The following is a 14,686-nucleotide window of genomic DNA, read 5'->3' as shown; positions in this document are numbered from 1 at the left end:
GAAGCCCTTAAGTGCAGAAAAGGACAATTAAAATGAAAGTGGGTATCATGGGCTTTGGTAAAACAGGCCGCGCAGTTGCATCCGTATTATTAGAGTCAAAAAGAACCAGTTTACAATGGGTTATTCGTCAGTCTAAACAGCTTGAGCACCGATCTGTTCCTGAGTTTTTGGGGGTAGAGGCAGATGATCCAGGGATTATCCATTCAAAAGATGAGTACTCTATCGTAGAGCTTCTAGATCGTTATCCTGTCGATGTGATTGTCGATTTTTCCTCAGAACAAGGCTTAGATTATTACGCTGAAGAAGCGGCAAAAAGAGGCATTACCATTGTCAGTGCCGTGTCCCAGTATCCCGATGAAAGAATCAATCAGCTCTATCAATTGGCTGAAAGCACCTGTGTCCTGCATTCACCGAATATTACGATCGGAATTAACTTTCTAATTCTTGCTGCCAAAATATTAAAAAATATCGCACCTTATACGGATATTGATGTCATTGAAGAACACTTTAAAGCCAAATCTGAGGTGTCAGGCACAGCCAAAGTGATTGCACGTGAATTGGACTTAGCAGAAGACACGATTAAATCCGTGCGGGCAGGGGGTATTGTGGGGGTGCATGAGATTTTATTTGGCTTCCCCTTTCAAACGGTCAGACTCAAACATGAATCGATTACCCGTGAAGCTTTCGGCAATGGCATCTTATTTGCGATAGAAAACCTCAAAGATAAGCCCAAAGGCTTTTATAGTATGGAGGGATTGTTATTGCCATTTTTCAAGTTAGATGAACCTGACAGCAGTTTGTTGATCAATTCAAACAACCTAGAACAAAGATAGATTTACTTGTTTCACGTGGAACAAATATTTTTTTGATGTGATGATCCACCATAAAATGCTTTTGCTGAATGGTGTAAATTTCTTTATGATTTGCGCTTTTCTTTAACACCATTTTCTGCTCATGCCTTTAAATGACAACTTTATTTATATGCCCCCTCAAGCGCCGCTTGAAATCTTGTATGAAGATGAGGACTTGGTGGTTATAGATAAGCCTGCAGGGCTTTTATCGGTGATGGGGCGTTTGCCTGAGCATCAAGACAGTGCTTATTTGCGGATATTAGAACGTTATCCATCAGCCAAAGTAACGCATCGTTTAGATATGGCAACCTCAGGTTTGTTAATGTTTGCCAAGCATCGTGATGCCGAAGTTGCAGTCAGTAAAATGTTTCAGGCACGAACCGTCAAAAAATATTATGTGGCTTTGGTTCAGGGCCAGATATCGGCTGAAGGCAGTGTCGATGTTCCATTGATCACGGATTGGGAAAATCGTCCGCGTCAGATGGTGCATTTTGAATTAGGCAAAGCAGCCAAAACCTTATTTCAATCGCTAGACTATGATGTCACAACCGATCAGAGTCGAGTCCGTTTGGAGCCTGTGACGGGGCGTTCGCATCAACTTCGGGTACATATGATGCATATTGGGCATCCGATTATGGGGGATAAACTCTATCATCCTGAACCTGCCAAGTTTCATTTAAAACGGATGGCTTTGCATGCCGCTTATCTGGCTTTTCAACATCCTTTAAATATGCAAAATGTTGAAATTCACGCAGAGGTAACGTTTTAATCATCATTCGCAAGAGGTAGAACCATGTATCCCGTTCAACACAGGTCGTGGGTCGCATTATCGGAACAACAGCAAGCCCAATTAAAGTTGTTGTTATTGGAAGCAGACCCTGATTGGGCGCAAATCTCGACCTATCTAGGACAAGCAAATATCTTTGTGATTGTTGATGAGCAGGATCATCTCCTTGCGCAACTGTGTCTAACTCAAAATGATCATGGGGCGGAGATTCAAAATCTCGCGGTAGATCAACGGATGCAAGGGCAGGGTTTGGCGAAGGTTTTAATTCAATCTGCGATTGAATATGCCGCGCAAATGGCAGTTCAAACCTTATGGGTGAAAACAGGGAATTCGAGTTTAAATCAACTCGGACTGTATCAAAAATGCGGTTTTCGCATGTCGTATATCGAGCGCGATGCTTTTAAAAACTATCCTGAACCAATTTTTGAAAATGGCATTCGATGTCTTGATCAAGTGGTGCTTTCAATTGAATTTAAGCATCCTGTGCGATAATTCACAGCGATGATTTGGCTCAAGTTCTGGCTACAATAATTATATTAATGCGTCTAAAAACTGACATAAAAATGGGTTAATCTATAGCCAAACAATCAAGTCAAATACATAACAAAGGATATTCTTATGACACGTGACCATGAACAATTTCCTGATGACGACAACGGCAATGTGCTATGGCAAATGTTTGAAGATGGCAATGACCTGAGCGAACCCCATGAGGTGGAATTTTCGATTGTGTTTGAGAAACAAGAGCAAATTGAAAAATGTGCTTTGCATCTTTTACACCAAGAGCAAAAAATCTCAATGTTTCAAGAAGAATTGCATTCAGATGGTTCGGATATGTGGGTGCTGAATATTCATGTCAACATGATGCTTGAACATGAAGATATTGTAGATTTGGAAGAGTGGATGACTCGGATCGCCCAAGAGTTTGATGGTGAATATGATGGTTGGGGCTGTATGAGCTACATCTATGATGAAGATGAATAATAATAACTGAGTTGAAGCACTCAGCTGCTGTGACACAAGCTGAGTGCGGTTTCATTAAAATTTAAACTGTGCAGAAATAGAGGCATTCAAAGGTTCACCCGGTTGAACCCACAAATCACTATAACTTGAAACATAATAGGTCTTATCAAGTAGATTATTTAGGTTGAACTGATAGCGCAAGCGATCAGACGGTGCGTAATAGGCATTTAAATTGACCAAACTATAACTTGGCAAATCAAAACCATTATCTAAATTGTGTCCACTACGTTCGCCAACATAACTGATGTTTGCGCCCACGCCAGCGCGTGTTGCACCTTGTTGTAAGAACTCATAGTTGCTGCTGATCGAAGCTTGATGCTTAGGAATATTACTCAGACGAGCGCCTGCTGCTAGATCTTGATCTTTTTCAATCTTGGCAACGGTATAACTATAATTGGCGTTGAGTGACCAGCGATCCGTGAATTGGCTGTTGAAGTCAAGCTCGATTCCTTGGCTGCTGACTTCCCCCGCAGCAGTTTGAAAATTGCCATCCATAGGGTCGGTCGTAAGCACATTTTGCTTCTGCATTTTGAATAATGCGAGGCTGAGCAGACTGCGATCATTGAGCTGATATTTGCTTCCAACTTCATAGCTTTGACCTTTTTCAGGAGCAAAGTTTTCACCGTTGCGATCCATCCCGCTGTTCATTGCAAAGGAACGACCATAGTTACTATAGAGCGACCATTGATCTGATGCTTTGAAATTGATACCGAAGCGTGGACTGGCTTGGTTGAGGGTCTGCTTGTGTTGAGTTTGGCTCAGATGATTTTCAAAGTTTTGTTCGACTCGATCAAAGCGAGTACCGACTAAGATACTCCATTGATCATTCAAGAACATCTGATCTTGTAAGTTGAGTGCAAAATAACGTTGTCGCTCATCGGTATCTGTAAATGGCGCTAAACTTGGCAAATATTGCCCATAACGTGGTTGATAAATATCAATCGTATTGGGATGCTCAGCACTATGGTTTCGACGTTGTTGATATTGACGATAGTCCAATTGTCCCAATTCTGTTGAAACAACGACCTCATGACGTGCCCAAGAACTGTCTAACTTTCCCAGTAACTCCGCTTGCGCTAATAGGTCCTCACTTTGATAATTACGGTAGCGACGTTGACGTTCCAAAGTCCGTCCATCGGCTTGCAAACGGCGGGGTTCAGTCGAGAAACCTGTCAATTGCGCATCTTTATAGCTTAACGCGCTGTTAAGCTTCCAAGCATCATTAAATTCATGGCTTAGACGCAATTGATAAAAATGATCTTTGACCCGCATGTCACCATCACGTGGTTCACCTGTGAAGGTTTTAGGATTCATCACAAATTTTTTCTGAACGGTGCTGATGCCACGGTCAAATGTGCCGAGCTGTTGGGTCAATTCACTGTCAAAATCGAGTCGGGTTTGATCGGAAATTTTCCATGTCAGTTGTGGTGAGAAAAACCAACGTTCGCTACTGACATGATCACGGAAGCTTTGGTTGTCTTCATGAGCCATCGCAAATCGATAAGCCAATGTATCATTGATCGGGGCAGTATGTTCGAGGCTGATGCGGTATTGCTCTTGGCTATTGGCACGAAGATGAATTTCGCTCTCGCTTTCCCACTGTGGTTTTTTACTATTGATATTGAGTAGACCTCCCGTTTCACCGCGACCATATAATGCAGCCATGGGGCCTTTTAAAAAATCCAGTGATTCGATATTGACCATATCTTTCGGTGCGCTAATGCCTCGGTTGACACTTAAACCATTTCGGATCATGGCCGCCCCCCAATTCGGATCGGTGCTAAAGCCACGGATGGAGTAATTATCCCAAAATCCGCCCCCCAGCGTGCTTTGATGAAACACGCCACTTACCAGTGTTAAAGCATCATCGATGCGTTGCACATCTTGTTGTTCGATCACTTGTTGAGAGATAAAAGAGCGGTTAAAGGGGATATCGAGTACATCGTGGGAGAATTTGGTTCCGCTACTGTTTTGTTGGACATCCTGTTGAGATGTATCCGCTTGAATACGGATGGTTTCAAGTACCGTGGTCGGGTCATTTGCCCATGTTGTTGTAGAGAAAAGACCAAGCCCCAAGCAAGACCAAAATCCAAGTGTGCGTTGCATAAATCATCAACCAAAGAAAGACAAAAAGAGCATTTTGTAATAGTATAACATTACATTAATTTTTAAATCTTTTTTTGTTATGTCCTTAGTGAAAACGAGCCAACGGTTACAGTCGATTGACGCATTACGAGGTTTGGTCATTCTGATCATGTTGCTCGATCATGTCAGAGAAACTTTCTATCTGCATAAACAAGTACCAGATCCAATGGATGTATCCGCGACTGAACCCGCTTTATTTGGCAGTCGTGTGTTGGCACATCTTTGTGCACCTATTTTTGTGTTGTTGACGGGTATTTCAGCTTTTTTGTTCTATTCAAAAACACAAAGTTTGCAACAAACACGGGCTTTTTTATTAAAGCGTGGTCTGTTTTTAATTGCACTTGAGCTGACGTTGGTCAATTTTGCTTGGACCGCAACATTCCCACCTGACGTGATTTATTTACAAGTGATTTGGGCGATCGGGATCAGTATGGTGGTCTTGGCGGCGTGTGTTAGTTTGCCTTTACCTGTGATGGTCCTGAGCGGCTTGACTATTATTTTTGGGCATAATCTTTTGGACAGCGTGCATTTCTCCGAAGGAACTGCAATGCAGCCATTTTGGCTGGTTTTGCATGAGCGTGGCTGGATCGAGTTTGCAGGAATCAAATTACGTACTTCATATCCTATTTTACCGTGGATTGGGGTGATTTTATTGGGCTATGCCTTGGGACATTTCTTTAGTCAAAAATACACCGCCAAACAAAGAAATCAGTATTTATTGGGCATCGGCTTGATCAGTCTCGGATTGTTTATTTTACTGCGTTTGATCAATATCTATGGTGATCAGCCTTGGCAGCATTTTGATAGTTTACAACTCAGTATCATGAGCTTTTTTAATCTGACGAAATATCCACCCTCATTACTTTTCCTTTTGTGGAATGTCGGTGTGGGGCTGATCCTTTTGGTGGTATTTGATCGTTGGCAACAACGACAATGGTTTAAACCGTTGGTGGTGTTTGGTTCAGTGCCGATGTTCTTTTATCTACTGCATTTGTATGTGTTGAAGTTGCTCTATGTGCTTGCGGTAAGTATTTGGGGTGTCAATCAAGGCGCTTATCTTTCGGTTGCGCATGTATGGATGCTGTGGCTGATTTCGATTGGGTTGTCTTTTGCGCTTTATCCTGTGGTGAAGTGGTTTTCAACATTCAAACATCAAAATAAACACATCGCGATTTTAAAATATTTTTAATCGTGAAATATCTGTATCTCTAAAGCGTGTCCGAGCCAGACGCGCTTTAGCTTAGAGCTACCTTAAACGACTGTGAACGTCAGCTCCTACTCATATCTAAATATAAAGACTCTTTTACTTCCTCCATCACCACATAGCTATGTGAAGATGCAGATGCGGGTAATTTTTTCAATAAGTCACCCAATAAGCGTCGATAAGCACTCATTTCTTTGAGTCGTGCTTTCACTAGATAGTCAAACTCACCTGAAATCAAATGGCATTCCAATACTTCAGGAATATCGACCAGATCTCTCGCGACCTGATCAAATACATCGCCTGATTTGGCAGATAGCTTAATTTCTAAAAATACCAATAAGCTGCGATCCACATATGCAGGGTTGAGCCGAGCGTAATAGCCCATGATCACACCTTCACGCTCCAATCGTTTTACACGTTCTGAGCAGGGCGTGGTCGATAAATTGACACGTGATGCCAGCTCACTTATTGCAATACGACCTTCGCGCTGCAAAATCTCTAAAATCAGGCGATCAATACGATCTAATGTACGCATAGATTATTTCCTTTTATTTTAATTTTTTCATGACAAATCGATTAAATCACCTAGATTATAAGCATAAAAACAGTCAAAAAAACTATTTATACGAAAATATACTAGTTAAATAAACTAGTGGGCGAGAGGGACCTATTATGCGCGTTATCGTTTTAGGAAGTGGTGTTATTGGTGTGGCAAGTGCTTACTACCTTGCGCAACAAGGTGCCGAAGTGACTGTACTTGATCGTCAGTCTGGTCCTGCCCAAGAAACTAGTTTTGGTAATGCAGGGCAAATCTCGCCGGGCTACTCAACACCGTGGGCTGCACCCGGTATTCCGTTTAAAGCAGTGAAGTGGATGTTCCAACATCATGCACCGCTTGCAATAAGTGTGGACGGTAGTATGTGGCAGCTACAGTGGATGGCACAAATGCTAAAAAACTGTAATCCACAAAGTTATGCGGTCAACAAAGAACGCATGATGCGTGTGGCTGAATATAGCCGTGATTGTTTACGTGACCTCAGAGCGCAAACAGGGATTCATTATGAAAATCGTTCTAAGGGCACGCTACAAGTGTTTCGCAATGACGCACAACTTGAAGCGGTACAACGTGATATTCAAGTGTTAAAAGAATGTGGTGTGGACTTCAATTTGCTCAATGCTGAACAACTGGGCAGTGTCGAACCGGCATTGGCGCATAGCGATAAACTGGTGGGTGGTTTGCATTTGCCGAATGATGAAACAGGTGATTGTTATCTTTTTACCAATGCTTTGGCAAAAATCGCCCAAGACTTGGGTGTCGAATTCAAATTTGATCAAAATGTGGAAAAACTGATTGTTGAAGGCGATCAGATCAAAGGCGTGATGGTCAATGGTGAAATCCTGACTGCAGACCGATTTGTGCTGGCCTTTGGCAGTTATTCACGTGACTTCCTGAAACCACTCGAACTGAATTTACCTGTTTATCCAGTGAAAGGTTATTCACTCACCGTGCCGATTGTTGATCCTAGCCTTGCGCCACAATCAACTGTATTGGATGAAACCTATAAAGTTGCGCTTACGCGATTTGATCAACGGATTCGTGTCGGTGGTATGGCGGAGTTAAGCGGTTTTAATCTGGGCTTGAATGAAGACCGCCGTGGCACTTTAGAAATGGTGACACGAGATCTATTTCCCGGTGGAGACTTAGAACAGGCATCATTCTGGACGGGCTTACGTCCGATGACCCCAGACAGTACCCCGATCATTGGTGCGACCAAATATAAGAACCTATTCTTGAATACAGGGCATGGCACGCTAGGTTGGACCATGGCTTGTGGTTCGGGCAAGTTGATCAGCGATTTGGTCATGAATCATCGTACTGAGATTAGTACCGATGGTCTGTCAATTCAGCGTTATTCACACGCGGCATAATTTTAAGTTACAAGGAAGTTGATTATGCCTCGTCCAATTACTGCGGTGATTCACAACCAAGCATTACGCCAAAATCTTGAGCGTGTTCGGCAATCTGTGCCGAATAGCAAGGTCTTTGCTGTGGTGAAAGCCAATGCTTACGGACATGGGATCGGACGTGTTTACGATGCTTTTAAAACAGCGGATGGCTTCGCCTTACTCGATATTGATGAAGCCAAACGTTTACGCGCATTGGGTTGGTCAGGACCGATTCTGTTGCTTGAGGGTGTTTTTTCACCTCAAGACTTGTTTGACTGCGCGCAATATCAACTCAGTTTCACCATTCATAATGAGCAACAAGTAGAATGGTTGCAACAACATATCTATCCTGCCCAGTTCGATATTTTCCTAAAAATAAACAGTGGGATGAACCGTTTAGGCTTCAAGCCACAACAGTATCGTCAAGTTTGGCGACATCTTCAGCATCTCAGCACTGTCGCCAAAATCACCCATATGATGCATTTTTCTGATGCGGATGGAGAGCGTTTCGGTCAAGTCGGGGTGGATTATCAACTGACCGAATTTGAGAGCAATATTCAAGATTTGCCCGGTGAAAGATCGATCAGCAATAGTGCCGCCATCCTCAGATACGCCACTCAACTGCAATCTGATTATGTCCGTGCTGGCATTATGCTTTACGGCAGTTCGCCTGATTATCCAAAACACACGATTCAAGATTGGGGACTCGCCCCAAGCATGAGTCTACGCAGTGAAATTATTGCAATACAACAATTAAATGCCCATCAAAGCGTCGGTTATGGCTCTAGTTTTGTCGCAGAACAGCCAATGAGCATAGGCATCGTCGCCTGTGGTTATGCCGATGGTTATCAACGTATTTCACCGACAGGCACACCTATTTTAGTGGATGGCATTCGTACCCGCACCATTGGTCGAGTCAGCATGGATATGTTGGCTGTCGATTTAACGCCCATCCCAAATGCTGTGATTGGCAGTGAAGTTGTGCTTTGGGGCAGATCAACAACAGGAAACATTTTATCCATTGATGACGTTGCAGCAGCGTCAGGCACAGTTGGCTATGAGCTGATGTGTGGCGTAACTGCCCGTGTCACATTTACCAATCAAGACTAATATCTAACAAGACGAAGGAAATCATCATGTCACATTCTGATATTCAGAAAATCAACTCGACCGAAGTCATGAGTGCCGTCACTGTTTTTAACAAGGTGGTGTATTTATCAGGTCAAGTGCCTAAAAATCCAGACCTCGATATTGAAGGACAAACGCGAGATATTCTGGCGACGATTGAGCAGCTCTTGGCTTCGGCAAATACCGACAAATCACGTTTATTGTCGGTTCAACTGTTTTTAAAAGATCTCTCTGATTTTCCGACGGTCAATGCGATTTATGTGGATTGGTTAAAAGGTTGTGTCGCACCGTCGCGTGCCACGATTCAAGCCGATTTGGTCAATCCGAACTGGCTCATTGAAATTGCAGTGATTGCAGCACAAAAATAAAGCAAACAGTGATCGTTTTGCTTAAATAATATTAAAAAAGATGAAAAGTAACGTATTTATTGTAGATAAAACAGCAGCAGATGCGTATTTTCTTGCAATGAATATGCGCCAGCCATTTTAACAGAGCGTGAATCAACGCAACAAAATAAAAAGGCTGGCTCATACAGGAATAAGAAAAAGGGAACTTTTTATGACGGTTATGCAACAGCATTCAGAAGATCAACACGCACCGAACGATTTACAACGCAAGCTTTCCAATCGTCATTTACAAATGATTGCCATTGGTGGTGCGATCGGCACTGGACTATTTATGGGTTCAGGCAAAACCATTTCTCTGGCAGGTCCCTCGATTCTCTTTATTTACATCATCATCGGGACGATGTTCTTTTTTTTGATGCGAGGACTTGGTGAGTTATTGCTTGCCAATTTACAGTATAAATCTTTCGTAGATATGGCACATGATCTGATTGGACCATGGGCAGGGTATTACATCGGTTGGACCTATTGGCTCGGTTGGGTGCTGGTTGGGATAGCAGATCTAGCTGCGGTGATCAATTATCTGGGTTTCTGGCTGCCTGAGGGGATTTCATTCACCCCAATGGGTCAGGCTTTGATTAGTGCGGGTTGTGTGCTGTTTGTACTGGGTCTTAATTTGCTGACCGTACGTCTATTCGGTGAGATCGAATTTTGGTTTGCCTTGATTAAGATCCTCGCGATTCTCGGCTTGATTGGTGTCGGTGGTTATATGATTTTTAGTCATTTCCAAGCGCCTGAAGGTGCTGTGGCATCGTTAAGTAATGTCTGGTCACATGGTGGCATGTTCCCCAAAGGTTTGGATGGCTTTTTAGCGGGTTTCCAAATTGCAGTTTTTGCCTTTGTTGGGGTGGAGCTGGTTGGAACCACTGCGGCTGAAACCAAAGATCCACATAAGAATCTTCCGAAAGCCATTAATGCGATTCCGATTCGGATCATCTTGTTCTATGTCTTGGCATTGTTGGTGGTGATGGCGGTCACGCCGTGGGACAGTATCCGTGCGGATAAAAGCCCATTCGTGGAGTTATTTATGAATGCAGGGATTGTCACTTCTGCGATTATTATGAATTTAGTGGTGCTCTCGTCAGTGATGTCATCCATGAACAGTGGCGTGTTCTCGACCAGTCGGATGTTGTTTGGTTTATCTAAAGATGGGCAAGCGCCTGCGGCATTAGGGCGACTGTCGAAAAAAGCCGTACCTGCCAATGGCTTATTTTTCTCTTGTGTTTTTATCATGGGCGGGGCGGTGCTACAGTACTTTGTACCGAATACGCTGGAAGCCTTTACTTTGGCGAGCGCACTGTGTGTGATTTTATTTATCAGTGTTTGGAGCCTGATTATGGTGTGCTATATCCGCTACCGTAAGTTACGCCCTGAGTTACACTTGCAATCGAATTTTAAAATGCCGGGTGGGGTTTGGATGTCTTATCTGGTGATTGCATTCTTGCTGTTTGCCTTGGTGATCTTGGCACTTGAACCCGATACTTTAAAAGCACTCTATGTCAGTCCAGTTTGGTTGCTGATTTTAGCTGTGACCTACCAGTTCGTGTACAAACCACGGATGCGAAAATTGCAACGAGAGTTGGCATAATCTAGGTATCAAACGATAGCTAAAAGAGCTGATCCTAAAGGATTGGCTCTTTTTTATCTGCCCTTTAAATCGTTAATCAATGAGCAAATGTTGATATTGATCAGCTTGTTTACGCAAATAATCCCAAACCAGTTTAATCCGTGGTTCATGTTGTAAATCGACAAAGGTCAGCATCCAGAAGGTATGGTTAAAGCGAACCTGTTGCTCTAAAACTTCTTCAAGTTCAGCTTTGTCATCTGCCAAAAACTTGGGCAAAATCGCCAATCCTGCACCTGCACTCACCGCAATCTGTTGTGCCAAAATACTGCTACTGCGAAAGTTCGCATTCAGTTTTAGGGGTAAGCGTTCTAGACAATACAATTCTGGGCTATACACCAGATCATCAATGTAGTTCACAAAACGATGTTGGGTTAAATCTTCCAGCCGACGAATCGGTGGGTTTTGCGATAGATAATTTTTGCTGCCATAAATTTTTAAACAATAATCTGACAGACGCGTGATGATATAAGGGCCTGAAGTGGGGCGATCAATCGATACCACGATATCGGCTTCACGATGTGAAAGCTTGATCATTTTGGGAACGGGGATCAGGTCGATGGTCAGCAGAGGATATCGAATCGAAAACTCTGCCAATAAACGTGCAAGAAATGCCGTACCAAAGCCTTCAGGTGTGCCAATTCGCACACGACCTTGCAAGGGCTGATGTGGTTTTTCGATTTGTAAGAACGCTTGTTCCATTTGTTCAACCTGAGGAACAAGTGCCAGTCCCTCGAAAGTTAGTTCATATCCAGTGGCTTCACGTTTAAAGAGTGTGGTGCCTAAAGCCTGTTCCAAAGCCTGAATACGCCGTGCCACGGTACTGTGTTCGACACCAATGATCCGTGCGGCACTGGTCAAGGTCTTGGTCCGTGCCAGAACCAGAAAAAATTGCAGATGATCCCAATCCACTTTCATTGTTATTGTATCCATTGTGCATTTTTGCACACCAATCGTGCATTAATTTGCGTTGGTGGTCAAAGATTTGTTTGTTAGTCTCAACCAAAGGTTAAAAAAAGAAAATACGACGAATCGCTATTTTCGAACATGTGAACACAATAAAAATAGTGCCTATGGAGAGGTTATGAATACAATCCAAAAAATCGAATTGGAAACCGCTAAATTACTCATTAACGGACAATTCATCGAATCTGAAACACAGCAATGGCAAGACATCGTCAATCCTGCAACTCAGGAGGTAATTGGTCGTGTTCCTTTTGCGACGATTCAGGAAGTGGATGCTGCCATTCAAGCTGCACAAGATGCTTTTGCTACTTGGCGTCAAACCCCGATTCAGGCACGTATGCGTATCATGCTCAAGTTGCAAGATTTGATTCGTGCCAACATGAAAGAAATTGCACAGGTGCTTACCGCTGAACAGGGTAAAACTTTGGCAGATGCGGAAGGTGATATTCAACGTGGCTTAGAGGTGGTTGAGCATGCGTGTTCCGTCGGTACACTGCAAATGGGTGAGTACATCGAAGGTGTGGCACGTGGGGTTGATACTTATACCTTGCAACAACCGTTAGGTGTTTGTGCAGGTATTACCCCATTTAACTTCCCAGCCATGATTCCGTTGTGGATGTTCCCAATGGCAATCGTCTGCGGCAATACTTTTGTATTGAAACCCTCTGAACAAGATCCTTTAAGCACCATGATGTTGGTTGAACTTGCGCTTCAAGCCGGTGTACCTGCTGGTGTGTTGAATGTGGTTCATGGCGGCAAAGAAGTGGTGGATCGTCTCTGTACACATCATCATATTAAAGCGATTTCATTTGTCGGTTCGACTGCAGTGGGTACCCATGTGTATAACCTCGCAGGACAACATGGCAAACGTGTGCAATCGATGATGGGCGCGAAAAACCATGTAGTGGTGATGCCAGATGCCAATAAAGAACAAACCCTCAATGCCTTGGTTGGTGCGGCTTTTGGTGCAGCAGGACAGCGTTGTATGGCGCTATCGGTTGCCGTGATGGTCGGTGAGAGCAAGCAATGGGTTCAAGAGCTGGTTGAAAAAGCCAAAACTTTAACCGTGAATGCAGGGCATGAGCCGAACACAGATATCGGACCTGTGATTTCACAACGAGCCAAAGCACGCGTGATTGACTTGATTAATAGCGGTGTCGAGCAAGGTGCAGAGCTGTTGCTCGATGGTCGTGATGTGCAAGTTAAAGGTTATGAATCAGGTAACTTTGTTGGTGCGACCATTTTTAATGGCGTGACCACTGATATGCGCATTTATAAAGAAGAAATCTTTGGACCAGTGCTCGCAATTATTGCTGTAGACACTTTAGAAGAAGCGATTGAGCTGATCAATGCCAATCCATTTGGCAACGGTGTCGGTTTATTTACTCAAAGCGGTGCGATAGCCCGCACTTTCCAAAACTTAATTGATATTGGTCAAGTTGGGATCAATATTCCAATTCCTGTACCTGTGCCATTCTTTAGCTTTACAGGTTCGCGTGGTTCAAAACTGGGCGATTTGGGACCATACGGCAAGCAGGCCGTGCAGTTCTATACCCAAACCAAAACCATTACCAGTCGTTGGTTTGAAGACAGCCATGAAGTGGGCAGTGTAAACACCACCATTAGTTTACGTTAAGGGGATCACGGATGAATATCGCCTTTATCGGTCTCGGAAATATGGGCGGCAGAATGGCCCATAACCTGCTTAAAGCAGGACTTACAGTCTATGGTTATGATCTCAGTGACGTGGCAAATCAGCACTTCGCTGACGCGGGTGGCATCGTTTGTGACAGTCCACAAGCTGCAGCCAGACATGCAGATGTGGTCATCAGTATGTTGCCAGCAGCCAAGCATGTTAAAGAGGTTTATCTCCGTGAAGATGGTGTGTTGGAGGTCTTGAAAGCAGGTGCTTTGTGTATAGACAGCAGTACCATTGACCCACAAACCATTAAAGATATTGCGGCAGTTGCACAAAGTAAAAATATTCACATTTGCGATGCACCTGTTTCAGGGGGCACCATTGGCGCGCAAGCGGGTACCTTAACGTTTATGGTGGGTGCCAATGATCAGACCTTTGAGGAAGTTAAACCTGTACTCAGTCACATGGGCAAAAATGTCATTCATTGTGGCGATGTTGGCGCAGGACAAATTGCCAAGATTTGCAATAACTTAATTCTCGGGATCTCGATGGCTGCTGTGGCAGAGGGCATGGCATTGGGTGCGAAACTGGGGATTGATCCACAAGCATTGGCAGGTGTTGTGAATACTTCAAGTGGTCGTTGCTGGAGTTCAGAGATCTGTAACCCGTGGCCACATATCAATGAGAATGCACCTGCCTCTCGTGGCTATCAAGATGGTTTCGCGACACAGTTGATGCTGAAAGATTTAGGTCTCGCAGTCGAAGCGGCAGGGCAGGTTAAACAGCCGATTTTGTTGGGCGGCATGGTGCAACAGCTATATCAGCAAATGTGCATGCGTGGTAATGCCAACCTTGATTTCTCCAGCATTATCCAGCAGTACCTTCCAGAAGAAGTCTAAGTACCAAGCTATAAGCACGAAGCCATAGGATGGCTTTGAATCATGAAACTCTGTCATGAATAACTACAA

The 14,686-nt window shown here is 43.7% G+C and carries 14 protein-coding genes; 11 read left to right on the top strand and 3 right to left on the bottom strand.

What is annotated here, in order from left to right; translation table 11 throughout:
* The first annotated feature begins 32 nt into the window (after nt 1–32).
* The 4 genes from EAH57_RS12865 to EAH57_RS12850 all read left to right on the top strand — a co-directional run bounded on the left by EAH57_RS12865 (nt 33) and on the right by EAH57_RS12850 (nt 2,622).
* Nucleotides 33–833 carry a 4-hydroxy-tetrahydrodipicolinate reductase gene (locus EAH57_RS12865; RefSeq protein ID WP_121930398.1) on the top strand — a complete coding sequence of 267 codons (801 nt, stop codon included), beginning with the start codon at nt 33–35 and terminating at the stop codon, nt 831–833.
* 121 nt (nt 834–954) lie between these two features.
* Nucleotides 955–1,620 (top strand): pseudouridine synthase, encoded by a 666-nt coding sequence (locus tag EAH57_RS12860; protein ID WP_121930397.1) that lies wholly within the window; start codon nt 955–957, stop codon nt 1,618–1,620.
* Between the two features lie 24 nt (nt 1,621–1,644).
* Complete coding sequence (locus tag EAH57_RS12855; protein WP_121930396.1) at nt 1,645–2,130, top strand: GNAT family N-acetyltransferase; 486 nt, start codon at nt 1,645–1,647, stop codon at nt 2,128–2,130.
* Nucleotides 2,131–2,256: 126 nt separating this feature from the next.
* Nucleotides 2,257–2,622, top strand: coding sequence for a ribonuclease E inhibitor RraB (locus tag EAH57_RS12850; protein WP_121930395.1), 366 nt, complete (start codon nt 2,257–2,259; stop codon nt 2,620–2,622).
* Nucleotides 2,623–2,676: 54 nt separating this feature from the next.
* Here the strand turns inward: EAH57_RS12850 and EAH57_RS12845 are convergent, their stop codons facing one another.
* A complete protein-coding gene (locus tag EAH57_RS12845) occupies nt 2,677–4,767 on the bottom strand; it encodes a TonB-dependent siderophore receptor (protein ID WP_121930394.1) in 2,091 nt (696 codons plus the stop codon).
* Nucleotides 4,768–4,846: 79 nt separating this feature from the next.
* Here EAH57_RS12845 and EAH57_RS12840 point away from each other — a divergent pair, with 79 nt between their 5' ends.
* Nucleotides 4,847–5,995, top strand: a complete 1,149-nt coding sequence (locus tag EAH57_RS12840; RefSeq protein ID WP_121930393.1) for a DUF1624 domain-containing protein — start codon at nt 4,847–4,849, stop codon at nt 5,993–5,995.
* A 79-nt stretch (nt 5,996–6,074) separates the two neighbouring features.
* Here EAH57_RS12840 and EAH57_RS12835 read toward each other — a convergent pair whose 3' ends face one another.
* Entirely contained in the window at nt 6,075–6,545 is a 471-nt protein-coding gene (locus tag EAH57_RS12835) for an Lrp/AsnC ligand binding domain-containing protein (RefSeq protein ID WP_004668012.1), read from the bottom strand.
* A gap of 137 nt (nt 6,546–6,682) precedes the next feature.
* Between EAH57_RS12835 and EAH57_RS12830 the strand changes: the two genes are divergently transcribed.
* The 4 genes from EAH57_RS12830 to EAH57_RS12815 all read left to right on the top strand — a co-directional run bounded on the left by EAH57_RS12830 (nt 6,683) and on the right by EAH57_RS12815 (nt 11,077).
* A complete protein-coding gene (locus EAH57_RS12830; protein WP_121930392.1) occupies nt 6,683–7,939 on the top strand; it encodes a D-amino acid dehydrogenase in 1,257 nt (418 codons plus the stop codon).
* Nucleotides 7,940–7,963: 24 nt separating this feature from the next.
* Entirely contained in the window at nt 7,964–9,067 is a 1,104-nt protein-coding gene (gene alr / locus EAH57_RS12825; RefSeq protein ID WP_121930391.1) for an alanine racemase, read from the top strand.
* Nucleotides 9,068–9,093: 26 nt separating this feature from the next.
* Nucleotides 9,094–9,453, top strand: coding sequence for a RidA family protein (locus tag EAH57_RS12820; protein WP_005194535.1), 360 nt, complete (start codon nt 9,094–9,096; stop codon nt 9,451–9,453).
* 199 nt (nt 9,454–9,652) lie between these two features.
* Nucleotides 9,653–11,077, top strand: a complete 1,425-nt coding sequence (locus tag EAH57_RS12815) for an amino acid permease (protein ID WP_171407469.1) — start codon at nt 9,653–9,655, stop codon at nt 11,075–11,077.
* A gap of 72 nt (nt 11,078–11,149) precedes the next feature.
* On the opposite strand, the gene EAH57_RS12810 is transcribed toward EAH57_RS12815, so the two are convergent.
* Entirely contained in the window at nt 11,150–12,031 is an 882-nt protein-coding gene (locus EAH57_RS12810) for a LysR family transcriptional regulator (RefSeq protein ID WP_121930389.1), read from the bottom strand.
* 166 nt (nt 12,032–12,197) lie between these two features.
* Here EAH57_RS12810 and EAH57_RS12805 point away from each other — a divergent pair, with 166 nt between their 5' ends.
* Nucleotides 12,198–13,715 carry a CoA-acylating methylmalonate-semialdehyde dehydrogenase gene (locus EAH57_RS12805; protein WP_121930388.1) on the top strand — a complete coding sequence of 506 codons (1,518 nt, stop codon included), beginning with the start codon at nt 12,198–12,200 and terminating at the stop codon, nt 13,713–13,715.
* A gap of 11 nt (nt 13,716–13,726) precedes the next feature.
* On the top strand, nt 13,727–14,617 hold the full coding sequence (gene mmsB, locus EAH57_RS12800; RefSeq protein ID WP_121930387.1) for a 3-hydroxyisobutyrate dehydrogenase: 891 nt from the start codon (nt 13,727–13,729) through the stop codon (nt 14,615–14,617).
* The last annotated feature ends 69 nt before the right edge of the window (nt 14,618–14,686 follow it).

Source organism: Acinetobacter sp. 2JN-4 (assembly GCF_003687745.1).
Classification (GTDB): domain Bacteria; phylum Pseudomonadota; class Gammaproteobacteria; order Pseudomonadales; family Moraxellaceae; genus Acinetobacter; species Acinetobacter halotolerans.
Note: the sequence above shows the minus strand (reverse complement) of the source record. Positions and strands in the feature narration are given on the sequence as shown.